Source organism: Pectinatus frisingensis, assembly GCF_014076555.1.
GTDB lineage: Bacteria > Bacillota > Negativicutes > Selenomonadales > Selenomonadaceae > Pectinatus > Pectinatus frisingensis.
The window spans coordinates 1,959,301-1,984,672 of sequence record NZ_CP045424.1; the positions used below are offsets into that span (position 1 = coordinate 1,959,301).

Consider the following 25,372-nt stretch of genomic DNA (forward strand, 5'->3'; position numbering starts at 1 on the left):
GCAGCCATCATCTCCTTTTTTTAGTTTTGGGACAAATAAATACATGATTTTCTGATATGATTATAATAAAATTTTCTTCAAGGGCAGGCTGGAATGGGAGTAAGCCATCGGTTTTCAACTTCTTTTGGGTTTGTTTGATTACTTACCTTTTTCGAAGTTACCGATGGTTTTTTCTATACCATTTCATTCATAAATATGCAATATTCTGCTTCCTTTGTCCGCCTTTAGAATAATGAGGAACCGCACAGCGGTGGTAGTTTTCATTCTTATGAAATCAATATGGTTTGTGCGACAATCCTATTGCTATAACTGCCAATATCAATTACTTATTGTAAATTAAACAAGTAATATACCAAACATTATTTATCAAATAATAATACCGCTGGTATTGATAAAACTCTATACAATACCAGCGGTATTTTGCTGCACAATATCAGTTGTCTTTACATCTTAAAGTAAAGTTGCTATTAATTCACTCCCTTTAATAAACAACCAGCCTACCCAAGTTGTAACAGGGCCAACCAAATTAGTAATGAATGTGAATTCTTTTACCGAAGTGATTTGAGAATCTACTGCGGCTTTTGTAAATTCTGGTGCCAACGATGTGCCCGCATAAAAGATCACTATAATGATCAAAATACCTGAAATCAGCATACGAAAAATATTTCGTTTGCAAAAAGGAGCAATTATTGCAAATAAAAACATTAATGAAGCCAAATCAGCAAATGGCAAAACTTTATTTCCCGGCAAAACAAAAGCTAATGCTATTGCGAACGGCAACAGCAGTAATCCTGTTGATAAGACTGCCGGATCATCAATCAGCAGAGCTGTATCCATTCCGATATAAAACTGCCTGTTCGGAAACCAAATCTTTAGTTTTTTATTGACATGTTCTTTTACCAACACCAATCCCGATACTAAAACATTAACCACTACCGGCAGCAAATACATTGCAGCAGCAATATTTACTGCCAATGTCAAAACTTTAGGCATATCATATCCGGCAAGTATTCCCATGATTGCCCCAATAATCGCACCAAAACTGATAGGTTCACCTAAAATACCTAGCCGCTTATTGATAGTTTCAGGATCGAACTGTATCTTATTCAATCCAGGAATATGTTCGCAAATCCAGTTTCCTGCTATTCCAAATGGCACCCATGCCAAACAAGTTAAATGAGGGAAAGAAATTCCATCTAAGTTTTTATTAGGAAATTGCCTCTGAATAATCGGCTGTGTAATATCTGCCACAATAAGTGTCAAAGCATAAATAATCCAAACGGCTATTACAGAAATCCAAAAATTATCCGTGCCTGCATAAATTGCCGTACCTACAAGCAAGAATATCCAAAAATTAAATATATCCAAATCCACTGTTTTAGTGATGTTAGGAATCAATAATATTGCATTTATAACTAAAAAACCAATAACTGTAACCAGCATGATTGGCGAACCCCAGCTAATCGTAGATGCTGTTCCCCATCCTACATCAGTGACCGTAAGCTGCAATCCAAGTCTTTCCACCATGGCCTTAGATGCCGGACCAAGTGCATTCAGCATCATCGTAATAACCATCGAGACTCCTGTAAATCCAACTCCCACCAGCATGCCGGCCTTAAATGCTTTAGCCGGGTGCATTCTGAAAATCATACCCACTACAAAGAAAATTATTGGCATCATGACTGCTGACCCTAAATTAACAATCATGTTAATTATTGGCATATTATTCACGCTCCTCCTATAATACGGGACTGCTGCACATAAAACACTTTCATTCATAAAAATACACTATCCGACTTTTTTATCCGTCCTTAGAAAAATGAACAATCACTAGCAATGATATATTGCATTTCTATGATGGGAATATATTCGTACCACAGTCCCTTTTTTATAACTTATTAATTATTTTTATCCTTCAAAAATCTCTCTGCAAATAATTTAGGGGTATTTTTAAATGCATCTGCTGTAGTACCTGCTAAATGAGAAGTTAAAGTTACATTTGGCAATGTTAAAAATGGAGAATTTGCTGGTAATGGTTCATCATCGAACGTATCAATTGCCGCACCGGCTAATCGCCCTTCCGATAGGACGCGTACCAGTGCCTTCTCATCCACTAAGGCTGAACGCGCTGTATTTATAAAATAAGTTTTTTCATCCATCAACTCAAAAATGTGCTGATTGATAATATGATGTGTTTCCTCAGTAGCCCGCATATGAATTGTGACTATGTCAGCTTCCTGCACAAGCTCCTCAATATTGTTATATTTTTCGGCTCCCTTGGCGTTACCAACATACGGATCATAATAAATTATCTTGGCACCAAATCCATCCAAAAATTTGGCTACGAGTTGTCCTATATGTCCAAAACCAATAATTCCAATGGTTTTTCCGCCCAGTTCAGGAATATTATCCTTATTAGGAAAATTCTTAAACCAAATATCCTTATGCATTTCTGCATTAGTCCGGGCAATATTTCTGGTTTCCGACAAAATCATGCCAACAGTGAACTCCGCCACAGCTCTAGCATTTCGTCCTGCGGTATTTAAAACTTTTATTCCTTTACTATTGGCATATTCTTCATCCACATTTTCTATACCGCCTCTTAAGACTCCTATATATCTTAGCTTTGCAGCTTTATCAATTATATTTTTGCCAATCGGCGTAAACTGTGTGATGATTAAATCAAATGTATCGATATTTTTCAATAATTCAGGATCATTCACTTCGACAGCATTAGCCCCATGCTGCTCAACTTTGATATTGTCGTTTTGCAGCGCTTCAACTGATTTATGGCTCCAATCGCGAATTTCAACTGTATCACCATTATCTTCAAAAGCTTTTAATCCATTTTTTAACATTTCCGGTGTGATCAAATTATCACCAAATGCCAGTATTTTCATAATCAATCTCATCCCTTATATTTAAATTTGTATTGTTTCAGTGCATCAGCATACCACCGGTGACATCCACAGTTGCCCCCGTCATATAACTATATACATCGGAAACAAATAAAGTACCCATTTTCGCTATTTCTTCGGGTTCCACTACCCGCCCCATTGGAATTCTATTTACATAATAATTGGGATCCTTATCAAGATTTGCCTGAATCATTCTGGTATGCATGATTCCAATAGCGATGTTATTACTGTTGATTCCTTTCTTTGCCTGTTCTCTGGCAAATGAAGCATTAAAGGCAATCAGCCCCGCTTTTGAAGCAGCATAATGCGAATGTCCTGTTGTTGAACCATAATAAGCTGCCTGACTGGTTATGTTCAAAACATGTCCGCCATGACCCTCCTTATTTGCATATTGGGCAAATTTCTGACATAAAAGAAACGGTGCCCTTAAATTTGTTTCCATCTGCAAATCCCAGGCTTCAGGTTTTATTTCGGTGACCAGTCCGGTCAGCCATACCCCGGCATTATTAATCAAAATATCAACCTTCCCAAGTTTTTTATGAACTTCATCGAATAACAGTTTTGCCTGTTCAACTTTCGATAAATCCGTTTTAAAACCGTAGGCCTTTACCCCAATCTGAGTGGCTGTTATCTTTTCTACTTCACCTGGATTTTCTTTTTCACTGTAATAGCTAAATCCAACAGTCACACCCTCTTTTGCCAATTCTAATACGAACTGCTTTCCCAATCCCGTCGCGCCACCGGTAACAAGTGCTTTTTTACCTTTTAACCCCAATTCCATGATACTCAATCCTTTCAATTTTCAATTACATACCAATTCTTTAGCTTTTGGTTTTAATAAAACAGTATTTTCAATATTTGCCCAGACATCAGCTTGACTGATTACAGATTTTTTATATAATTCATATTTTTGTTTATATACTCCGGCCATAGTCGGATCAGGTTTTATTACCTTAGAAATATTTACCATATTTTCAGCAGCTGCATGAAAATCAGGAAAAACTCCCGCCATAACACCGGCTGCCATTGATGTTCCTAAAGCGCCATTTTCCTTAACATTTACTAATTCCAATGTCCTTTGGAATACATTGGCAAACATTTGCAGCCATGTTTCTGAATTAGTTATTCCTCCGGCGATTCTAATTGGTGCATCCAAAATATGTTCATTAATATTCATAAGTTTTTCAACATGCGATTTATGGGCAAAACATACTCCTTCGTAAATTGCAGCAACAAATTCAGCCAACGATGTTTCTTTAGTTGCTCCTATAAAACCTGCTGAAGAATTGGCAACTCCCGCATTTGAACCAAAAATGAACGGATAAAAAATAAGCTTGCTTTCCCATGGCTTAACAGACTCTACCAACCTTGAACAATAATCGTAAACACTGCTTTCATCATCAACAATTTTCAATAATTTTGAATGAGCCTTTAAAAATGTATCAATAAACCATGTAAGATTTGAACCACTTGTTGGTGATGCCTCTGTTAATAAATGTTCTCCCGCAAGAGGATAATCCGAGGTCATAAATAAATCTTTTACTACTGTTATTTTATTATCAATATATTGATTTATACTCCATGTGCCGGTTACAATCGATAATTGATTATGTTTCACCAATCCCGTGGAAAGAGCGCTCGCTGTTATATCAATCAGTCCACCCGCTACCGGAGTTCCTCTGACCAACCCCGTCTTTTTACTCGCTTCTTCAGTAATTTCTCCGGCTTTTTCAGATGAACCAACTAACGGCGGCATTTTTTTCAGCCATTTTTCTATGCCAAAATATTTGAACACAGCTTCATCATAGTTTTCCGTATCCTGATTAAATAAAGACGTCCCACTGGCATTCGAAACCTCAAATCCCGCCTTACCCGTAAGCCAATACCTGACCAAATCTGTTATCATGAACACATATTCAACCTTGTCATAAACCTCAGGTTCATTCATATCCAGCCATTTTAATAGTGCCGGTGGCTGCGAACTCCAAATTGTTGCATACGTGCGCGGTCGTACAATGTTCTCATAATTTTCATCTGACAGCCATTTTTCAACAATTCTATGGGCTCTATTATCCGTTGATATAATCCCATTTCTGACATAACTTCCATCCCTGCCTATAAGATATAGTCCATTCCCATGTCCAGTTACAGATACCCCGATAACATCCTTAGGATTAATTCTGGACTTCTCCACAGCTCCCCTTATTGCTTCAAAATTGACACGTTTCAATTCGTCCATATCTCTTTCTGTCCAATATTCATAAGGAGTCAGCATATTTGTATAAGTAGTACACTGTGCAACTTCCCGTCCTTTTAAATCATAAATAGCAGCCTTGCTTGAAGTTCCTCCATTATCAATGCCCATCAAATATTTCGACATCTTTAAATCTCCCTTCTAATCCCATAACTCCGTTTTGCTTGTGGTAATACCAGATATGCCTGCTGCAAAAATCTTTGCAACCATCTTTGAATCCCTGACAAATCCTCCAGCAATAAAAGGAGTCCCGTTTCCTAACCGCTGTAAATCGGCAAATTCCTGTATGGCGCAATATGCCGGCAGTGTTTCTATAGCATCAAATTTATTTTTCCTTAATATTTCAGAAGTCCTTTTAAGCGATCTGCTGTCAATCAAAAAAAACCGATATACTACTATCAACCCTAAACTTTTAGCCATATTTCCTGCCTGGATATTCGTCGTAAAAACACCATCTAAATGATACATATTCTTAAGTAATTTCATGCCTGCAATATCAGGTGCAAACCCACCAATCAATTCCAGATGAGCAAATGCCTGTTTACCATGTTTATGCACATAGTTTACTTGTGACATCAGATTTCCTATATCGGTATTGCTCAATAATATAATTGGTGATTTAGCCTTACATGATAAAGACAGGTATTTCATCTCTCTGACCGAAGGTATTACAATATTTTTAAATTGCATAATAATTTCTCCACATAATTTAGTATTTTTCCAATCAAAGTAAAAAATTATTGTATTGACCATGTTAAGAGATTATCCAGTTAAGTATTTAATCTAAAAAATTAAATTATTCTGTTAAATATTCAATATATCTTTTTATTAATACTCTGATTTTACATTTTCATAAATTTGAAGAGCTTCTTCAACATTTTTACCATCATGAATTAAAGCTGACAAGGCAGCTACCTTTCCTACCGGGTTAGGATCTTGTGTAATATTTCGTCCACAGGCAATTCCCTTTACTCCGGCCTGCATTAGATTGTGAACATATTCGAAATAAGTTTTATTATCGGTTTTCGGCCCACCAAGAGCAACTGTTGGTTTTACAGCATTTTCAACAATTTTTTTATCGATTGCGATATTACCGGTAAATCTTGTCTTTATGATATCTGCTCCATATTCTGAGCCCAGCCTGGCCGCAGTCTTTATATATTCCGGATTCCCTGAATTGGGATATTCATCAATGACCGGATAAGAACAAGGCAATGTTTCTGCCAACACGGGAACGTTCCATTCTGTTCCCTGCTTTGCCAATGATGAAAGCATTTTATGCGAAAATTCTTCTCTGCCTTTATCTCCACCCGGAAATGTCATACACACAACACCATCTGCGCCCAATTTCAAAGCATCAGTTACATCAAAAAATTGCGCTGTTTCCGGCACATTATTATTAAATACATCTACCGATCCATCTACCCGCAAAACAGTAGGTACATCCAGTAAATCCTCTGCAAACATTTGTGCCTGTCCATAAGTGACTAAAGCACAATTCAATCCATACTTTAAAAGATTTTTTACATTTTTGACCGAAAAATCAACACCCTCTGTGCGGGCACTAAAACCAAAACCATCAAGCGCCACAATAATAGTTTTTCCATCTTTCCCAAAAATTCGATTCATTCGTTTTGTCTTATCCATACAAACTTCCTCCTTAAAATATTACAAAAAAAATAGAGCGCCCAAGTAAATTAATAAAAGCTGTCAGCTCTTACTAATCTAAATGAACGCTCTGTATTTCTTGTTCACAAAATCAATCTTTAATTTTTACACTTTTATTCTAACTCTTAGTAAAATTATTGTCAATACAGAATTTTACTTTTATTGGCAAATTTCCAGCACATATAATAAAAACCCAAAATTCTTAATTTGCAAAAAATATTTATTAGGAATATTATAGATAAAAATAGCTGCTGCACATTATTACTTTCATAAAACCTATACTAGTCGTGCAACAGCCCCATATCAAATATTCACATAATATACAGTTTACCAAAGGAGATATACTATGCCTAAAGAAATTGAACTGGGTGATTTAATGCTGGACTGTGATAATGAAGAACGTTTAAGTGACTTTTACCACAAACTGCTCGGCTGGAAAAAACATAAAATGTTTGGGCATCCCGCAGTAAGCAGCGAAAATGGCCTGACGCTTTTATTCGTCGAAGACAATAACTACATACCACCAATATGGCCGGAAGAAAAAGGCAGACAACAAAAACAAATGCACCTCAACTTTGAGGTAAATGATTTGGCAGCTGCCGTACACAATGCAGAACTATATGGTGCAGTCAAAGCAAAAAATCAATTTGGCGGCAGTCAATTCATTACATTCTTTGATCCTTCCGGACATCCTTTTTGCCTTTGCGCTAAACATAAATCCTAAACTTCTATACAAAACATTATTTATTAATACCTGCCGTCTAATCATTGGTATTTAATCGCACTGCAAAAGCAATTTTTCCATCTGTATATGATACATTAATTTTCCCTTTAAGGAGCTGTGTCAATTCTTCTGCTATAGACAACCCTATGCCATAACCGCTTTTTTTACTGTCATGCGAAATATCACCACGATAAAACCGCTCAAAGAAACGGGAATAATCAGTGTCAGCGCCATCAGCATATGTATTGGAAATAACAATATCCGCTATTTTCTTCTTACTTTTTACAAGAGATATATCAATGCTGCCGCCATCGTCACAGTATTTAATAGCATTATCCACAAGAATATTTATAAGTTCATACACACACTTTGTATCAGATTTGATATATACCTGCGGGGCAATATGGCAAAGAAGATTTTTCCCTTGATCCTCTGCCATTTGCCGAAATGTCCCCGCTATGCCGGCTACCGTCTCCGACAAATCGATTTTCTCAACAACGAGATCAGCATGGGATCCCTCACCCCTTTTAGCCAGTATGATAAGATCATTTATCAAATTGGACAATCTTTGAACCTGCTTCAAAATACTTTCTGTCCACTGATTTTTCCCATTAATCATTTCTATAGCTTCAGTATTAGTTGAAATAATAGCGATAGGCGTTTTGAGTTCATGCCCGGCATTAGTAATAAACCGTTTCTGATTTTCCATATTACGGATAAAAGGCTTAATAGCCATATTGCACAAAGCCGCTAAAATAATAACATATAATATAATACAGACAAAACCAACCTTTACTGAATACCTCATAAATGACTCAACAGCATCCACATCATGAGTACAATCCATAATAACAATAAGGAAATCGCCATTAAAATCTTTTGTCAGCATATAAGCATAACTGGCTCTGTCTTTTTTGAAGATTCCCTCAGTTTTCCCTGCCTGTACAATAGCCTGTGCATATTGGATTGCCTCACCCTTCGTAAATGCGACCGTATTTTGGGTATTAATCATCTTGACATATTCATCAGGACCCATAACAACGCTGAAAAAACGGATCTGATACGAAAAGTCCGGTGTATCATCAGACCAATTTCTATCGCCGAACCAGCCACCACCCGGTACCATCTTATTAGGCGGCACATCACCGCCATTTTGTGAAATATATGAAAGGACTGACTCAACCTGCCCATTCATCCGCATATACGCAATCGTATTGATTAACCCCAGCACTCCAACAACAACAATAATAACTGCTATCGTTGCCATTAATATAAATTTTCGCCGCAATCTTTTTATAATGTTCATGATTTTATACCACCTGCCTTATACATAAAACATAGCAATTGCAGCTATATTTTTCAAAAGCGCCTCTCAACCCAGTTTTTATTTTTCCGCCAGCAAAAAGTCTTCTCCCTTATCCCCTTCGATTTTAATATCAGCATTAACAGCTTCCAGTTTTTCCCGTAAATATAATACATAAATCCAGACAATGGATTCATCTACATCTGACTCATCCTTCCAAACATGGGAAAAAATGATACTTGTTGACAATGATTTCCCAACATTAAGCATAAAAAATTTCATAAGTTTTGTTTCTTTATTGGACAAACTAATAGAATTTTTACAGGATAACTGTTGTTCTTCAATATCCAAATCAACTGCACCAACAGAAAGTTTTGTCGGTGTGTAAGAAACAGTGCGTCTTGTCATAGACCGGATACGCGCCAATAGTTCTCTCATAGCAAACGGTTTTGTCAGATAATCATCCGCACCGGCATCAAGTCCGGTGATTCGGTCATCTATTTCAGCCTTGGCAGTAAGCATTATTACTGGTGTCACATCACCGCTGTCGCGCAACTGCTTCAGTGCCTCGACGCCATCCAGTTTTGGCATCATTACATCAAAAATCATGCAGTCATATGTACTTTCCTGCGCTTTTTCCACCGCTGCCAATCCATTATATACGGCATCTACCTCATAACCTGAATGTTCCAGTATAGCTGTCACTGCAGCTGACATATCGCGCTCATCCTCTGCCAGCAATATCTTCATTTTATTTATCCCTCGCAATCATTGTTCACTACAAATCAAATTTCGTATTGTCTGCATTGATACATCACATGCAGCTAACTCATCGGCACAGCGTTTTAATTCTCTTTCTATAATATCAGTATTTTTAACATCATGCTTATATTTCATCTGATGTTCCAAACTAGCCCATGAATCCATAGCAATAGTCCTTATCTGTATTTCCGCGAAAAAATGTCCTGGGTTTTCCCCAGCTGCATCTTCATAAGGTTCTGTAAATTCAAGGATCATATGATAGCTGCGATATCCGTTCGGTTTAACATGCTTGATATAATCCTTTTCCTGTACTATACGACATCCCGCCATTGCCTTAATATACCTGACATTCAGATAAATATCATCAACGAACCGGCAGACAATGCGAATACCAATTGCATCCTTTATATCTAAAAGAGCTGAACGAGATGTCTCGGGCAATCCCTTGCGACAGCATTTCTCTGCCATACTGTCAGACGATTTGATACGATATATTAAATGCTCATACGCCATTTCACCATTTTTAGCTTTTTCCTGTTCATTATACGCTTCAATACGGGCAGCAATATCTGCCAAAACTGCTTTCAAAACTGGTTTATACTTTCCGTATATATTATCTGTCATTCACACTTCACCTCAACCACAATGCAATCCATTCAGATTTGCAACCAAATTACATAGTGCTGATTATGTCATTACTTTTTTTAATTGTCAACATTATCACCTATAAAAAATATTCGTCATGTCTATAACTAAACCCTCTGCCTCACAAAAACATTGCCATTAGATTTATAAAAACAAAACTTTGACAATACACAAAAAACCCCGATGAAAGATGCAATTCACATCAATCATCAGGGTTTTCTGTAATAACGCTTCTTTTAGAATAAAATGAATTATAAAATCCATGTTTATATAAAAAGGAAGTGTTATAGCCAACATCAATAGTATAGCAACATTCTATGTAATTCATGATAGCATGTTTTTATAAAAATGTCAATACTATTTATATTATTCACAAAAATATAATATTTCACTTTTATATTTTTAGATATACTTCATAGCAAAACCCTTTTAACTATTTACTTACACTTCATACTAAAATTCTCCAAATATCCAATTGCCCTAGTATAATCCATAACAGAACCTGCTGATTTTGCAAACCGCATATCTTTAAAGCCCTCCTTAACAGGGAGGGTGGCATGGCGTAAGCCATGACGGGAGGGTTTACTCCTTAAACTTCCGCAAAATGCAGTAATCAACAAAAATATTATCTTGTTTTAAGATAACCCCTCAGCCGGCTGCGCCGACAGCTCCCCTGGAAGGGAGCCTTTTGGTTAGCAATTCTCATAACATATTGGAAAAACATTCACCACATGCCAATATCCCGAAGATAGTCTTTAAGATTAATAATTTCTTGTAATATAAACCACATATCCTTAAAGCCCTCCTTAACAGGGAGGGTGGCATGGCGTAAGCCATGACGGGAGGGTTTACTCTTTAAACTTCCGCAAAATGCAGTAGTCAACAAAAATATTATCTTGTTTTAAGGTAACCCCTCAGCCGGCTGCGCCGACAGCTCCCCTGGAAGGGAGCCTTTTGGTTAGCAGTTCTCATAACATATTGGAAAAACATTCACCACATACCAATATCCCGAAGATAATCTTTAAGATTAGTAATTTCTTGTAATATAAACCACATATCCTTAAAGCCCTCCTTAACAGGGAGGGTGGCATGGCGTAAGCCATGACGGGAGGGTTTACTCCTTAAGCTTCCGCAAAATGCAGTAGTCAACAAAATATTATCTTGTTTTAAGGTAACCCCTCAGCCGGCTGCGCCGACAGCTCCCCTGGAAGGGAGCCTTTTGGTTAGCAATTCTCATAACATATTGGAAAAACATTCACCACATGCCAATATCCCGAAGATAGTCTTTAAGATTAATAATTTCTTGTAATATAAACCACATATCCTTAAAGCCCTCCTTAACAGGGAGGGTGGCATGGCGTAAGCCATGACGGGAGGGTTTACTCCTTAAGCTTCCGCAAAATGCGGTAGTCAACAAAAATATTATCTTGTTTTAAGGTAACCCCTCAGCCGGCTGCGCCGACAGCTCCCCTGGAAGGGAGCCTTTTGGTTAGCAGTTCTCATAACATATTGGAAAAACATTCACCACATACCAATATCCCGAAGATAGTCTTTAAGATTAATAATTTCTTGTAATATAAACCACATATCCTTAAAGCCCTCCTTAACAGGGAGGGTGGCATGGCGTAAGCCATGACGGGAGGGTTTACTCCTTAAACTTCCGCAAAATGCAGTAGTCAACAAAAATATTATCTTGTTTTAAGATAACCCCTCAGCCGGCTGCGCCGACAGCTCCCCTGGAAGGGAGCCTTTTGGTTAGCAGTTCTCATAACATATTGGAAAAACATTCACCACATACCAATATCCCGAAGATAGTCTTTAAGATTAATAATTTCTTGTAATATAAACCACATATCCTTAAAGCCCTCCTTAACAGGGAGGGTGGCATGGCGTAAGCCATGACGGGAGGGTTTACTCTTTAAACTTCCGCAAAATGCAGTAATCAACAAAAATATTATCTTGTTTTAAGATAACCCCTCAGCCGGCTACGCCGACAGCTCCCCTGGAAGGGAGCCTTTTGGTTAGCAGTTCTCATAACATATTAGAAAAACATTCACCACATACCAATATCCCGAAGATAATCTTTAAGATTAGTAATTTCTTGTAATATAAACCACATATCCTTAAAGCCCTCCTTAACAGGGAGGGTGGCATGGCGTAAGCCATGACGGGAGGGTTTACTCCTTAAACTTCCGCAAAATGCGGTAGTCAATAAAAATATTATCTTGTTTTAAGATAACTCCTCAGCCGGCTACGCCGACAGCTCCCCTGGAAGGGAGCCTTTTGGTTAGCAGTTCTCATAACATATTAGAAAAACATTCACCACATACCAATATCCCGAAGATAGTCTTTAAGATTAATAATTTCTTGTAATATAAACCACATATCCTTAAAGCCCTCCTTAACAGGGAGGGTGGCATGGCGTATAAGCCATGACGGGAGGGTTTACTCTTTAAACTTCCGCAAAATGCAGTAATCAAAAAAATATTATCTTATTTTAAAGATAACCCCTCAGCCGGCTGCGCCGACAGCTCCCCTGGAAGGGAGCCTTTTGGTTAGCAGTTCTCATAACATATTGGAAAAACATTCACCACATACCAATATCCCGAAGATAATCTTTAAGATTAGTAATTTCTTGTAATATAAACCACATATCCTTAAAGCCCTCCTTAACAGGGAGGGTGGCATGGCGTAAGCCATGACGGGAGGGTTTACTCCTTAAACTTCCGCAAAATGCAGTAATCAACAAAAATATTATCTTGTTTTAAGATAACCCCTCAGCCGGCTGCGCCGACAGCTCCCCTGGAAGGGAGCCTTTTGGTTAGCAATTCTCATAACATATTGGAAAAACATTCACCACATGCCAATATCCCGAAGATAGTCTTTAAGATTAATAATTTCTTGTAATATAAACCACATATCCTTAAAGCCCTCCTTAACAGGGAGGGTGGCATGGCGTAAGCCATGACGGGAGGGTTTACTCCTTAAACTTCCGCAAAATGCAGTAATCAAAAAAATATTATCTTATTTTAAAGATAACCCCTCAGCCGGCTGCGCCGACAGCTCCCCTGGAAGGGAGCCTTTTGGTTAGCAATTCTCATAACATATTGGAAAAACATTCACCACATACCAATATCCCGAAGATAGTCTTTAAGATTAGTAATTTCTTGTAATATAAACCACATATCCTTAAAGCCCTCCTTAACAGGGAGGGTGGCATGGCGTAAGCCATGACGGGAGGGTTTACTCTTTAAGCTTCCGCAAAATGCAGTAATCAACAAAAATATTATCTTGTTTTAAGATAACCCCTCAGCCGGCTGCGCCGACAGCTCCCCTGGAAGGGAGCCTTTTGGTTAGCAGTTCTCATAACATATTGGAAAAACATTCACCACATGCCAATATCCCGAAGATAATCTTTAAGATTAGTAATTTCTTGTAATATAAACCACATATCCTTAAAGCCCTCCTTAACAGGGAGGGTGGCATGGCGTAAGCCATGACGGGAGGGTTTACTCCTTAAACTTCCGCAAAATGCAGTAATCAAAAAATATTATCTTGTTTTAAGATAACCCCTCAGCCGGCTGCGCCGACAGCTCCCCTGGAAGGGAGCCTTTTGGTCAGTCATTCTCATAACATATTGGAAAAACATTCACCACATACCAATATCCCGAAGATAGTCTTTTGATCAGCATCATTTAAACATCGAAACATATATCTTATCTTTTGTCCGTCAGAAAGACAGGAATCGCTTCAGCAGTGACGAGTTACATGTCTTTATCTATCGCCATAAAACATTTCATAAAACATTTCATAAAACATTAATATAACCATAACGTTGCATATTCCCAACTGGCATATAATAAATAAAAGCTGTCAAATTTATTTTTTCAGTTATTATTTTACATGTTTAGGAGGAAATTATTGTGCCAAATGTAAACCCATCAGGATTATCACGCCGCAGTTTCTTAGAAATGTCCGCCGGAACCATAGCCGGAATGGCTGTCCTAAGTATGCCGCATATATCGTTTGCCACCAGCAGTGAGATAACTTCCACTTCACTCGCCAAATGTCCCGAAAATCCGGATGCTGCCATAAAGCTTTCCAAAATGATCAATGATGGCTGGAGCAGGCTGCTGAACGCTGCCGACAGCATTACCGACACAGCTCTCAGCCAGAATGTAAAAAAAGTCTTAAACGATCCATCCATGACTTTTATGCAGCAATATGATTCATCCAGCGCTGTCCAAAGTATTTACGCCAAGCTCCTGGATAATGGCCTTATAGATAAAAATAAAATAACTGCCAAAACGCTTTTCCCCCCGCTGAAAAATCCAATGAAACCGCCACAGCCATTCATTACAGCTCCCGGTAGCGGCTATGACAGCCACCATGCCTACCCAGGCGGTCTGGTAATGCACACCTTGAATAATACAACAATAGCACAAGGCATATGTAAATCATATTCAAATAATTTTCTTTATAACGTCAATTATAATACGGCCATCGCCGGAGAAATACTGCATGACATTGCTAAACCATGGGTATTCCAATGGCAGCCAAACGGAGCATCACTGGTAGAGCTGCCCATCGCCATGACAGGCTCGCATCACATATTCAGCTTGGCTGAATCCATTTATCGAGGTTTTCCTCCCGACGTGATCGTGGCACAAGCCTGTGCCCATGATCATCCCGGAACATCTCAGGATGAAGCATTAGTAGTCGGATGGCTCAAATCAGCCGCCTATATTGCACAAAAAGATCCCATAAAACTAGGTCTTTTAGCAAGTAATGGAGAAACCCTGCCCCTGCCGCATAAACAGGAAGGTTTTATCGTCCATCTTGGTGACCATGACTGGGTACTAAGCGTCCCTGCTTCACAAGAAAGTGCCGCTATGCTCCAGCAAATAGCAAAAAAAGAATATGGTATGGATAATAACGCCATGAACAAAATCGACTTTAACAAATTCCGCAACTACATCGGTTCGCAAGTCAGCTTCATGTGCATACACCATGCCCTTTCCCAGGGAACTGATCCTTATCAGGAAGTTTTAAAAATCGTAAAACAAATCATAACAGCATAATATTAATTTGCCTTAACCACAGCTTCTTTAACAATTTGTAACGTCAGTCGGGCAGCATTATATAAATCCTCTTCCTTGATAAATTCATCCACGGTATGTCCGTTGGCCATTCCCACTCCTAACACTGCACAAGGAATCCCATAACTGTTAAAAAAGTTTGCGTCACTGCCTCCACCGGATTCTTCTATAGAAACTGTTAAATCCATTTTTCGCGCAGCCTGAGCAGCAAGCTGTACTACAGCTGAATCTTCGGCAATTTCATATGGATCATACGATTTTTTAACTTTTACCTCTACCTGCGTCCCTGTTTCTATGCCGCCTTGTTCGAAAACATGGCAGATTTTATCTGTCAATATCTCCATTTTAGCTTTATTGCGGCTGCGTGCTTCACAATCTATTTCAACCATTTCCGCTACAATGTTAGTAGCTCTTCCACCACGGATCACTCCTACGTTACATGTACTTTCTTCGTCAACACGACCTTGTGGAATCTTTGTCAGCATCTTAGCTGCCGCAATTATCGCATTGTTGCCTTTTTCCGGTGCAATTCCCGCATGAGCTGCCTTCCCCTTCACCTTGACAAAAATCTTATTCTGTCCGGGTGCCTTTACTACTATTTTTCCCGGTGCACCATGTGTATCCAAAGTATATCCCAGCTCAGCCTTTAAAAGCGATTTATCCATATTCTTCGAACCATTGACACCGCCCTCTTCAGCTACGGTAAATACTATCTGCAGATCACCATGAGGAACATTATCCTCTTTTAAAACACGCAGCACTTCCAAAATACCAGCAACACCGGCTTTATCATCTGCACCCAAAATAGTACTGCCATCAGACCTGATTATCCCGTCTGTCACCTGAGGCCGGACATTTTCACAAGGTTCAACACAATCAAGATGCGCAGTCAGCATGAGCACAGGAGCCTTAACATTTCCCTTAAGATAAGCGACAAGATTGCCCGTATCGCCATTTATTTTTTTGGCTGTGTCGTCTTCCTGCACCGTACAACCTAATTCAATAAGTCTTCTAGTAACAATATCAGCTATTTTACGTTCCTGACGTGTCGAGCAGCGGATCTTCACAAATTCCAAAAATTCATCCAAAAGCCGTTTTTCATTTATCATATAAATTTCTCCTTAATTGTACATCAATATCAGTCATTATAATTTTTTAAAAAATCACCATAAAAGTAATCACACCCAATAACATTGGAATAGCATTACGTTTTGTCAATTCCATCGGCGATACATCAGCAAGCTCTGCACAAATAAGTGTAGCACCAGCTACCGGTGACATAGAACGCCCGATGGCACCAGACATCTGCGCCAGTGAACCCAAATTCATTATCGACATACCAAAATGTTCGGCAAATGGCGTAATCGCACCATTAAAGGCGAGTGCCGCCGCATCACCAGATCCAGACAATACCGCAATAATAAACGGCCCGAATGCTCCTGCTATTTTAGCAATGGATTGAGAACCCTTCATTACTTCAATAAGACTATCAGTAAGCCCCACCGCCGCCATACCTTGTGTAAAAACCGCTGCTGCAATGATGAGACCAATGACGTTACCGTACGCATTTCCCATACCATCAAAAAACTTTTTACAGACATCCTGAGGATTGGCCCATGTAACAAGAAGCGCAAGCAGAGTCCCGATAATCATAGCAAAAGGTACATTGACAAAAGGCAGCACCGCCACCTGTTTACTTCCCAGAATAAGCAAAATCAATGGTACCAAAGGGATTACTGCATGAATCGGATTTATCTTGAAAGCATTTTCAGTTTCGTTCTGAACCGCAGTGTGGTTTTGTCCACGTTTTTCATCAGCCGTTTCCTTATAGACAACAGCAATTGCCGTAAGTGCCGCCATAACCACCAATGATGCAATAATGGCCGCCGGTGCTTCGTTCATGATTACCGTCATTACATCAGTATTGGCTAATTGAGCCACAAAAGGATTATGTGACGTACCAGGACTAATGGCACTACCCCAGGTACCAGCCAAAACCGCACACCCAGCCATTGCCGGGTGAACCCCCGCAGTAATAAGTGTCGGTATGAGAATACTGCCGACAGCAGCAGCGCAGCCCGCAGCACTTGGAATAGCAATATTGATCCACCATGTAATCAATATCGTCACCGGTATAAGAACTGCTTTGCTGTTTTTAATAACCGATGAAATCGACATAGCCAAATGCTTATCACATTCAGTATACCTCATCACAAAAGAAAAACCCATGACCGTACAAATTGTCGGTACCAAAGTTCCATGCACCATAGTTTTGGTGAATGCATCAACTGCCGAGCTCACCGTTCCTCCTATGATACACATAACAACACCCGACGCAAATAATACCATACGAGCCTCATACTTTTTCACGATTGCCGCAAAAGTCAATAAAACAATAACAATACCCAAAAATAACATAAAAGCGCCTCCTTTTATTTTTTACATCAATTTTCATTATTGTATTTATATACTGATTTATTTGAAAATTATTTTAATATATGCAAGTATCAAAATACAAACACTAACATTACAATACTTTATATAATTATATTATAATATTATATGCGAAAACTTTCAATAGTTACCGTAATAACTGTTATATTACCCCAACGTCCATAAATTATCTCCAATCAAACTGACAAACTACACGGTTGATTTAATAGTATAATAGTCAAGTTTAATAGTATTATTATACTACATACTCTCAACACCGGATAATTTAGTTGGTAAAATATGTGACGCAAAAGATATCTTTGATATTATTTTGACATTTATACTTTTTATCCCTGCAAAAATAGGTATTACATAAATTTAATTACCGGAATTGCAGCCGGTGTATACTCTACCCAGTCCGGCGATTCGCTCACTCATTAGAACCTGAATCGTCTCAAAAATATCCAGGACATTCGATCCTGACGATGCCTTTGCTGATAAAACCGTAGTCCCATTAACAAATCAGCCCATGCCAATAAAATAACACCGGCAAATAAAAGTACAGCTTGAGGATAATGTTTTTTTACAATCATATAAATTATCCACACAATAACAAGAATTGATAATACCGAACTCCTATAATCCCCTCTTTTTATATTTATTGACTTAAATAATAAATTATTATATTAAATATAATAATTTATTATCACATACGTATATAAATATCCCTCAAACCACAATAAGGCAATAAAAAAAGACACTGATATTAACTAATCAGCGCCCTTGCTGTACTTTTGTATACACCTATATTACGCAATAATAATTTATTTGTCAAGATTAAATAGTGATTATCTTAGACAAAATTACAGCTTATTATCCATGCGTCGTTTGGCACGATTCAGGTACCTATAAAGTGTTGGCTCAGATACATCAAGTTTTTCTGCCAGTGCACTGACACTGCCGCGCAATAAAAAAAATCCGTCATTATATAAATTGCTGACCAAATTCAAGCGATCATCAAATGACATCCTGACACTCATATGCGCATACTCTTCAAACCTTGAAGCTATCATATTCTTAATTAAGTCATCGACAGACCCCTCCAAATTTTCCATTATGTCATCTTTTAAACTTTTTTTATTGTCATAATTTACAAAAAATACTTCATCATCAATAACCTTTTTAAAATCTATCAATGGTGTTATATCAACATTTATACAAAGCACTCCGATTATATTTTTTAACTCATCATAAATAAAATAACTCGATGAGCGACATACCTTATTACCTGTTCTCCCCTTATAATTCGCTATAAAAACTGTATGTTCTTTTTTACCTTTTTTCAAAATTTTAAGTAATAAATCAGTGATTGGTTCCCCTACTCTGCGCCTGCTTATATTTCCATTGGCTATTGCTATAATAGATTTTTCTGGAACTGTCAAATCATGAAGCACCACTTCATATCTATTACCCAATGCCTTACCAAGGAAATCAACCAACGTGATATATTGCTTTAAATCCTTCACGCACATAACCTCTTTCCCCATTAATCCAGACTGCACAAAACATCTCTTATAAAAATGTGTGTCAAATACCCCCATATACAGTAGTTTATTTGACACGCATTCTCATATTCCTGCTTAGATGCACAAACTTATAGTTTTTAATTCACAATATCTTTTTATTACCAATAACATCTATAAATACATTTCTATATTAAATTACCACGTATGTACTTCTCATCTTTCAGCCCGCATATCATTATGCAGAAAATCGTTGTACGTCAGTCGTATGCCATCTTCCAACTCTGTTTTATAATGCCAGCCCAGTCTGTTCAGTTTTGACACATCCAAAAGCTTGCGCGGTGTCCCATCCGGTTTTGATGCATCATATTCTATCCGTCCATTATAGCCTATGACTTTTTTTACCAAATTAGCCAGTTCAGCTATAGTAAGTTCTTTTCCTGTACCAAGATTGACAGTCTCATCACCGGAATATGTATTCATAAGATAGACACAGGCATCTGCCAAATCATCAACATAAAGGAATTCCCGCAGCGGTTTTCCTGTCCCCCATATGATCACTTCCGGTTTGTTACTTATCTTTGCTTCATGAAAGCGTCTGATAAGTGCCGGCAAGACATGCGAATGTTCCGGATGATAGTTGTCATTCGGTCCGTAAAGATTGGTCGGCATTACCGAGATATAGTCCGTATCATGCTGCCGATTAAGATATTCACAGTATTTAAGCCCGGATATTTTGGCTAATGCATAGGCTTCATTGGTCTGCTCCAACGAGCTGGTCAAAAGACAGCTTTCCTTCATTGGCTGCGGTGCCATCCGTGGATAAATACAGGAACTGCCTAAGAACATCAGCTTTTTAACCTTATTTTTGTATGCTTCATGGATAACATTCATTTCCAAGATCATATTATCATACATAAAATCAGCCGGCTGCTCACTATTTGCCATGATGCCGCCGACCTTAGCTGCCGCCAAAAACACATGTGTCGGTCTTTCCGCAGCAAAAAATTCCTCTACTTCATCCTGCCGCCGCAGATCAAGCTCTTTTGATGTTCTTTTCACTATGTTGGCATAGCCATTTTTTTCCAGTGACCGCACTATTGCCGAGCCCACCATGCCGCGATGCCCCGCAACATAAATCTTTGCGTCTTTTTCCATATGTATCATCCTTATTTATTGCCATATAATTTCATATCTGATTCAACCATCATCGAAACAAGATTTTTGAAATCCACTTTTCTTTTCCAGTTCAGTTCTTTTTCTGCCTTGGAAGCATCTCCCCACAGCAGCTCAACTTCAGAAGGCCGAAAATACCGCGGATTTATATCAACAAGCAGCTTTCCAGTTTTTTTATCGTAGCCTTTTTCATCTACACCTTCACCCTGCCACTCAACAGTAATGCCCACCCGATCAAAAGCACATTCGACGAATTCGCGCACCGTATGGGTTTCATTTGTCGCCAATACATAATCTCCCGGTGTCTTGCACTGCATAATGCGCCACATACCTTCCACATAGTCTCCGGCATAACCCCAGTCACGCTTTGCGTTAAGATTTCCCAGCGAAAGTTTTTCCTGCCTGCCCGCCAAAATCTTTGCGACGGCAATAGTAACCTTTCGTGTGACAAAAGTTTCACCGCGCCGTGGTGACTCATGATTGAACAATATCCCGTTGCAGGCAAACATATTATATGATTCACGATAGTTTACAGTAATCCAGTACGAATAAAGCTTGGCGGCACCATAAGGGCTTTTGGGGTAAAAGGGTGTGTCTTCATTCTGTGGTGCCGTTCCCGGCAGCCCGCCAAAAAGCTCTGATGTGGAAGCCTGATAAAACTTGCAATCAACACCACTTTGATAGATGGCATCAAGCAGTCTGATAGTCCCTACACCGGTAGTTTCCGCCGTATACTCCGGTACTTCAAATGAAACAGCAACATGGGACTGTGCTGCCAGGTTATATATCTCATCCGGCCTGATCTTTTGAATAAGTGCCGTAAGATTGCATGAATCAGTCAAATCCCCATAATGAAGGAAAAATCTTCCCTGCAGTGATTCATCATCATACAAATGATCTATGCGCTCCGTGCAGATTGTACTATGCCGCCGTATGATTCCATGAACCTCATATCCCTTTTCTAAGAGTAGTTCCGCCAAATAAGAACCATCTTGCCCTGTAATACCTGTTATCAATGCTTTTTTCATTTATGTCTCCCATTTTTTATAACATTTTAAATTTTTTAATTAACACTTTCTATAACATTTTTATAAACAGCTAAAACTTTTTCTATCATAATTTTTGTTGTAAATAATTCTTCAAAACGTTTGCGCCCAGCCAAGCCAATTTTGTCCAATTTTTCTAAGTTATCCACGCAATACTTTATTTTGTCTGCTAAACAGTTTGCATCACCTTTTGGAACTAACCAACCCGTTTTCCCATTCACTACAGCTTCTTTGACCCCGCCAACATCCGAAGCAATGACCGGTAATCCGACACGCATAGCTTCCAATATACTGATAGGAAATCCTTCCCAATTACTAGCTAATAAGAATACATCATAATTGAATAAAAGACTATTGACGTTTTCTCTCTGTCCCAAAAAAGATATATTACTCTCAAGATGTAACTTTTTTACTAATTCTTTTACATTTTGCATATTAGGTCCTTCACCAATAAATGACAGATGAACTTTTTTATTATCAGCTATCACTTTTTGCATTGCATACACCACCTGCATATGGTCTTTAGGTTCAGCAAAACGCGCCACCATTACTAATCGTAAATTTGATAAACAATTTTGCCCATGTTTTTTTACTCCAATATACCTTATCCCATTATGAATTACAGTCAATTTTTTTTTATGTTGCGGCAGATAATCAATAGCTAATTGATAATCATACTGTGAAACGCAAATAATTTTCTTGGTGAAATAACCTGCTAATAGCTCAATATATCTATATATAACCCTTTTCTTTTCGCTAACCCCCTCAGTAAATGCCCAACCATGTGCTGTAAAAACTGCAGATATTCCACCTAAATATGCTGCAACTCTCCCCAAAATACCAGCCTTACTAGAATGGCAATGTACTATATCTGGATTTATTTTCTCAATCAGCCGATATATTCTATAAGCAGCCTTTATATCCTTACTAATGCTTATGCTTCTTACTAAATCATCTACAATAAAAACCCTTATTCCCATCTCTTCCAATTGCCCAGACAGCCATCCTTTATTACCAATAATCACATATGCTGTCATACTGGCCGGTAAGTTGGTTATAAGTTCATGCAAATGAACTTGTGCCCCTCCCATATCTGAAAGGGTAATAATGTATAATATTTTCACACATATACCTTCTATAAATTGGAATATAGATTATCCCATTTATTAACAAACTCATCACAATTATTAATTTTTCTCGCATAATCAATAATGCTCTCACATTCATAGTGATCTTTTGAAAGTATTATTTTTTTCATATTTCCTATAAAGTCCATATCTTTTTCACATAACCAATTTGTATTAAAACCACCTACTAGATTTCTTAATCCGCCCACAGATGAACAAAATACTGGCTTACCCAACAACATTGCCTCCAATGCTACTAAACCAAAACCTTCCCACCTAGACGGTAAAATCAGTGCATCTGATCTCCTTATATATTTATAAGGATTATCTACAAACCCCAATAGTTTTATATTATTATCCAGCTCTTCCCTATGTATATATACCTCAACCTGTTCTAATAAATCTCCCGAACCCAGCATAACTGCCCTCACTGTTGGAAATTCTTGTCGTAAAATATTTATTAATTTAACAAAACGCAACGGATTTTTTGGCTCTGCAAATCTTCCAATAAATAAAAAATTACATTTTTCTGCCAAAGCTTTTGATAAAACTATAATATTGTTTTCATTAATTACATTAGATATAATTTCCGCTTTATCCAACAATTTCTTTTTGAACCGAAACTCATCTATTACAGCGTCTGAAACCGTTACTATTTTTTTAAATCTTAACAAGGCCAATCTATATGCTATAGTTCGTAAATTTAGATATTTTGCCCATTTATTATTGTTATGAATATGGGAAACTATTTTTACATGATATGGCAGCATTGCAGCTATACAACTAGCTCTATAATCATGTGCATGGATAATATCAGGCTTATACAATTTATATAGTTTATAAACATTCATATATGACAGTTTTTGCAATCCATAAAATTTTACATTCTTATTTTTCAATACATTTTCTATTGAGCCATTTGGAGAAGCATACAAAAAATCATATTTTTGTGTCAAAGATTGAATAATATCTATAGCAACATGTTCTGCCCCCGAATATTCAGTACTTGCTAATAAATGTAATATTTTCATTTTCTCTCACTGTTGCACCATCTACATTTTTCCCAATTGCATTTATGAATACTCCATCCCGTTTTTAACAAAATCAGTTTTAAAGCACCAATATTTTTTAAAAACATTTTTATTATATTTTTAAAAACGAATATGCCAAAGTATTGATTAATCTGGTATTTATAAATTTTCCACTTAGAAAAATTATTTGCCCGCATTACTCGACAATCTTCCTTAACTTTTATACGAATATTACCACTTCTTCCCTTGGTATATGAATAATATGCAACTATTTCATCTACGTTCAACTTTGTAATTTTTTTATCAAAGAATAACTGTAGAAAAAATGCATAATCTGCAACAATCTGATATTGTACATCAAATTTGTATAATTTCATTAATGATGTTTTTACGAACATTCCTTGGTGAGGTATATGATAACCATTGTAAATATCATTTAGACAAAAAAAATTCTTAGCTTGTTTTTGTAGCTTATACTCCTCATACAAATTCCAAACTGTCCCCCAGATCACATCCGCCTTAAAGAAATACCTGCTAATATTTTGTATAGTATATTTATCTACCAGACTATCATCGGCACCAATAAAATAAATGTATTCCCCAGTTGCCATATCTATTCCTTTATTCATTGCGTCATATATACCATTATCAGGTTCACTTACCCAATTGGCAATCTTATCCTCATATTTTTTTATAATATCTACAGTACCATCTGTAGAACCACCATCTATAATTATATATTCTATGTTATCATAAGTCTGGTTCACTATACTTTGTATTGTTTGTTCTATTGTTCTCACAACATTATATGATACTGTTATAATACTAATTTTTATGCTTGTTTTCATATTCATTTCCATTTACATATCTTAAAATCATAATTTATTATCTCATTATTTAATCGTTTTGCATATTTCCAGCAAATTTTATCAATTACAGCCAACAAAACATCAAAACAATTCGTTGTTACTGTTGTCAAATCAGCTACTTCATTTCTATATTCATCTATATTTTCGGATAGTTGCCCTTTTGTTTTTCTAAAACCAGATAAAACAGCTGAAATTATATTCAATTTAGCCTCATTAGCAAAACTTATCCATAAATAGTAATCACCTGCATACTTCAATTTTGCAAGTATAGAATAATCTAATTGATTATTCAAATCGGTTCTCCAAAAAGTCGATTCTTGTTGTATAAATGGCAACATCTTACCATTATACAAACCCTTTAATATAAATTTATTTCTATACTTATAGGGTAACACGGCATCTGTAATCTGTGATTTGTCATTATAGATAGTGTTCATCCCAGTGAGCCATTTAACCTTTTTGGAGTTAAAAATATCAGCAACTAATTTGAAACTGTAAATTTGATAAAAATCATCCGCATTTATATATGCACAAATGTCCCCAGTAACTTGCTTTAACCCTTTCACTAATGCTTCATACATTCCGCCATCAGGCTCACTCACCCAATAGGCAATTTTATCCTCATACTTTTTTATAATATCTACAGTGCCATCTGTAGAACCACCATCTATGATTATATATTCTATATTATCATAAGCCTGATTTACTACACTTTGTATAGTTTGCTCTATTGTTTTTACAGCATTATACGATACTGTTATAATACTAATTTTTAGTTTGTTATTCATTTAGGC

At 37.4% G+C, this 25,372-nt stretch carries 21 protein-coding genes; 2 read left to right on the top strand and 19 right to left on the bottom strand.

Features of this window, described 5'->3' with window-relative positions:
• Positions 1-450: 450 nt before the first annotated feature.
• The 6 genes from F8M42_RS09200 to F8M42_RS09225 all read right to left on the bottom strand — a co-directional run bounded on the left by F8M42_RS09200 (position 451) and on the right by F8M42_RS09225 (position 6,819).
• A complete protein-coding gene (locus tag F8M42_RS09200) occupies positions 451-1,722 on the bottom strand; it encodes a PTS transporter subunit IIC (protein WP_182186167.1) in 1,272 nt (423 codons plus the stop codon).
• A 176-nt stretch (positions 1,723-1,898) separates the two neighbouring features.
• Positions 1,899-2,900: a 2-hydroxyacid dehydrogenase gene (locus F8M42_RS09205; RefSeq protein WP_182186168.1), complete on the bottom strand. Its 1,002-nt coding sequence runs from the start codon at positions 2,898-2,900 to the stop codon at positions 1,899-1,901.
• 37 nt (positions 2,901-2,937) lie between these two features.
• Positions 2,938-3,699, bottom strand: coding sequence for an SDR family NAD(P)-dependent oxidoreductase (locus tag F8M42_RS09210; protein WP_182186170.1), 762 nt, complete (start codon positions 3,697-3,699; stop codon positions 2,938-2,940).
• Between the two features lie 21 nt (positions 3,700-3,720).
• Positions 3,721-5,298 (bottom strand): FGGY-family carbohydrate kinase, encoded by a 1,578-nt coding sequence (locus F8M42_RS09215; RefSeq protein WP_182186172.1) that lies wholly within the window; start codon positions 5,296-5,298, stop codon positions 3,721-3,723.
• A gap of 15 nt (positions 5,299-5,313) precedes the next feature.
• On the bottom strand, positions 5,314-5,862 hold the full coding sequence (locus F8M42_RS09220) for a glycerol-3-phosphate responsive antiterminator (RefSeq protein ID WP_182186173.1): 549 nt from the start codon (positions 5,860-5,862) through the stop codon (positions 5,314-5,316).
• Positions 5,863-6,000: 138 nt separating this feature from the next.
• A complete protein-coding gene (locus tag F8M42_RS09225) occupies positions 6,001-6,819 on the bottom strand; it encodes a class I fructose-bisphosphate aldolase (protein WP_182186175.1) in 819 nt (272 codons plus the stop codon).
• Between the two features lie 367 nt (positions 6,820-7,186).
• Between F8M42_RS09225 and F8M42_RS09230 the strand changes: the two genes are divergently transcribed.
• Positions 7,187-7,564 carry a VOC family protein gene (locus F8M42_RS09230; RefSeq protein ID WP_182186177.1) on the top strand — a complete coding sequence of 126 codons (378 nt, stop codon included), beginning with the start codon at positions 7,187-7,189 and terminating at the stop codon, positions 7,562-7,564.
• A gap of 37 nt (positions 7,565-7,601) precedes the next feature.
• Here F8M42_RS09230 and F8M42_RS09235 read toward each other — a convergent pair whose 3' ends face one another.
• The 3 genes from F8M42_RS09235 to F8M42_RS09245 form a co-directional block, all read right to left on the bottom strand.
• Complete coding sequence (locus F8M42_RS09235) at positions 7,602-8,870, bottom strand: sensor histidine kinase (protein ID WP_182186178.1); 1,269 nt, start codon at positions 8,868-8,870, stop codon at positions 7,602-7,604.
• A 78-nt stretch (positions 8,871-8,948) separates the two neighbouring features.
• Positions 8,949-9,617, bottom strand: a complete 669-nt coding sequence (locus F8M42_RS09240; RefSeq protein WP_182186180.1) for a response regulator transcription factor — start codon at positions 9,615-9,617, stop codon at positions 8,949-8,951.
• Positions 9,618-9,635: 18 nt separating this feature from the next.
• Positions 9,636-10,253 (bottom strand): GTP pyrophosphokinase, encoded by a 618-nt coding sequence (locus F8M42_RS09245; RefSeq protein WP_182186182.1) that lies wholly within the window; start codon positions 10,251-10,253, stop codon positions 9,636-9,638.
• A 3,944-nt stretch (positions 10,254-14,197) separates the two neighbouring features.
• On the opposite strand from F8M42_RS09245, the gene F8M42_RS09250 reads away from it, so the two are divergent.
• The gene (locus tag F8M42_RS09250) at positions 14,198-15,355 is read left to right on the top strand and encodes a TAT (twin-arginine translocation) pathway signal sequence (protein ID WP_182186183.1); all 1,158 of its coding nucleotides are present in this window, start codon (positions 14,198-14,200) and stop codon (positions 15,353-15,355) included.
• A gap of 2 nt (positions 15,356-15,357) precedes the next feature.
• On the opposite strand, the gene F8M42_RS09255 is transcribed toward F8M42_RS09250, so the two are convergent.
• The 10 genes from F8M42_RS09255 to F8M42_RS09300 form a co-directional block, all read right to left on the bottom strand.
• Positions 15,358-16,482, bottom strand: a complete 1,125-nt coding sequence (locus tag F8M42_RS09255; RefSeq protein ID WP_182186185.1) for a M20/M25/M40 family metallo-hydrolase — start codon at positions 16,480-16,482, stop codon at positions 15,358-15,360.
• A 46-nt stretch (positions 16,483-16,528) separates the two neighbouring features.
• Positions 16,529-17,791 carry a C4-dicarboxylate transporter DcuC gene (gene dcuC / locus F8M42_RS09260; RefSeq protein WP_182186186.1) on the bottom strand — a complete coding sequence of 421 codons (1,263 nt, stop codon included), beginning with the start codon at positions 17,789-17,791 and terminating at the stop codon, positions 16,529-16,531.
• 452 nt (positions 17,792-18,243) lie between these two features.
• Entirely contained in the window at positions 18,244-18,399 is a 156-nt protein-coding gene (locus F8M42_RS09265) for a hypothetical protein (RefSeq protein WP_182186188.1), read from the bottom strand.
• Positions 18,400-18,669: 270 nt separating this feature from the next.
• Positions 18,670-19,332, bottom strand: coding sequence for a helix-turn-helix transcriptional regulator (locus F8M42_RS09270; RefSeq protein ID WP_182186190.1), 663 nt, complete (start codon positions 19,330-19,332; stop codon positions 18,670-18,672).
• 213 nt (positions 19,333-19,545) lie between these two features.
• A complete protein-coding gene (gene fcl, locus F8M42_RS09275; RefSeq protein WP_182186192.1) occupies positions 19,546-20,487 on the bottom strand; it encodes a GDP-L-fucose synthase in 942 nt (313 codons plus the stop codon).
• An 11-nt stretch (positions 20,488-20,498) separates the two neighbouring features.
• Positions 20,499-21,533 carry a GDP-mannose 4,6-dehydratase gene (gene gmd, locus F8M42_RS09280; protein ID WP_182186193.1) on the bottom strand — a complete coding sequence of 345 codons (1,035 nt, stop codon included), beginning with the start codon at positions 21,531-21,533 and terminating at the stop codon, positions 20,499-20,501.
• A 35-nt stretch (positions 21,534-21,568) separates the two neighbouring features.
• Positions 21,569-22,675: a glycosyltransferase family 4 protein gene (locus F8M42_RS09285; RefSeq protein WP_182186195.1), complete on the bottom strand. Its 1,107-nt coding sequence runs from the start codon at positions 22,673-22,675 to the stop codon at positions 21,569-21,571.
• A gap of 11 nt (positions 22,676-22,686) precedes the next feature.
• Positions 22,687-23,709, bottom strand: coding sequence for a glycosyltransferase (locus F8M42_RS09290; RefSeq protein ID WP_182186197.1), 1,023 nt, complete (start codon positions 23,707-23,709; stop codon positions 22,687-22,689).
• Positions 23,706-24,557 carry a glycosyltransferase family 2 protein gene (locus F8M42_RS09295; protein ID WP_182186198.1) on the bottom strand — a complete coding sequence of 284 codons (852 nt, stop codon included), beginning with the start codon at positions 24,555-24,557 and terminating at the stop codon, positions 23,706-23,708. The genes F8M42_RS09290 and F8M42_RS09295 overlap by 4 nt, the downstream gene beginning before the upstream one ends.
• 2 nt (positions 24,558-24,559) lie before the next feature.
• Complete coding sequence (locus F8M42_RS09300; RefSeq protein WP_182186200.1) at positions 24,560-25,366, bottom strand: glycosyltransferase family 2 protein; 807 nt, start codon at positions 25,364-25,366, stop codon at positions 24,560-24,562.
• Positions 25,367-25,372: the final 6 nt, after the last annotated feature.

What these genes read in the sequence shown, in the direction of transcription:
- F8M42_RS09230 (WP_182186177.1), top strand. Translation starts at nt 7,187, where the DNA reads ATGCCTAAAGAAATTGAACTGGGTGATTTAATGCTGGACTGTGATAAT.
- F8M42_RS09205 (WP_182186168.1), bottom strand. Translation starts at nt 2,900, where the DNA reads ATGAAAATACTGGCATTTGGTGATAATTTGATCACACCGGAAATGTTA.
- F8M42_RS09255 (WP_182186185.1), bottom strand. Translation starts at nt 16,482, where the DNA reads ATGATAAATGAAAAACGGCTTTTGGATGAATTTTTGGAATTTGTGAAG.
- F8M42_RS09295 (WP_182186198.1), bottom strand. Translation starts at nt 24,557, where the DNA reads ATGAAAACAAGCATAAAAATTAGTATTATAACAGTATCATATAATGTT.
- gmd (WP_182186193.1), bottom strand. Translation starts at nt 21,533, where the DNA reads ATGAAAAAAGCATTGATAACAGGTATTACAGGGCAAGATGGTTCTTAT.
- F8M42_RS09225 (WP_182186175.1), bottom strand. Translation starts at nt 6,819, where the DNA reads ATGGATAAGACAAAACGAATGAATCGAATTTTTGGGAAAGATGGAAAA.
- F8M42_RS09265 (WP_182186188.1), bottom strand. Translation starts at nt 18,399, where the DNA reads ATGATTGTAAAAAAACATTATCCTCAAGCTGTACTTTTATTTGCCGGT.
- F8M42_RS09210 (WP_182186170.1), bottom strand. Translation starts at nt 3,699, where the DNA reads ATGGAATTGGGGTTAAAAGGTAAAAAAGCACTTGTTACCGGTGGCGCG.
- F8M42_RS09220 (WP_182186173.1), bottom strand. Translation starts at nt 5,862, where the DNA reads ATGCAATTTAAAAATATTGTAATACCTTCGGTCAGAGAGATGAAATAC.
- F8M42_RS09240 (WP_182186180.1), bottom strand. Translation starts at nt 9,617, where the DNA reads ATGAAGATATTGCTGGCAGAGGATGAGCGCGATATGTCAGCTGCAGTG.
- dcuC (WP_182186186.1), bottom strand. Translation starts at nt 17,791, where the DNA reads ATGTTATTTTTGGGTATTGTTATTGTTTTATTGACTTTTGCGGCAATC.
- F8M42_RS09290 (WP_182186197.1), bottom strand. Translation starts at nt 23,709, where the DNA reads ATGAAAATATTACATTTATTAGCAAGTACTGAATATTCGGGGGCAGAA.
- fcl (WP_182186192.1), bottom strand. Translation starts at nt 20,487, where the DNA reads ATGGAAAAAGACGCAAAGATTTATGTTGCGGGGCATCGCGGCATGGTG.
- F8M42_RS09215 (WP_182186172.1), bottom strand. Translation starts at nt 5,298, where the DNA reads ATGTCGAAATATTTGATGGGCATTGATAATGGAGGAACTTCAAGCAAG.
- F8M42_RS09235 (WP_182186178.1), bottom strand. Translation starts at nt 8,870, where the DNA reads ATGAACATTATAAAAAGATTGCGGCGAAAATTTATATTAATGGCAACG.
- F8M42_RS09300 (WP_182186200.1), bottom strand. Translation starts at nt 25,366, where the DNA reads ATGAATAACAAACTAAAAATTAGTATTATAACAGTATCGTATAATGCT.
- F8M42_RS09245 (WP_182186182.1), bottom strand. Translation starts at nt 10,253, where the DNA reads ATGACAGATAATATATACGGAAAGTATAAACCAGTTTTGAAAGCAGTT.
- F8M42_RS09200 (WP_182186167.1), bottom strand. Translation starts at nt 1,722, where the DNA reads ATGCCAATAATTAACATGATTGTTAATTTAGGGTCAGCAGTCATGATG.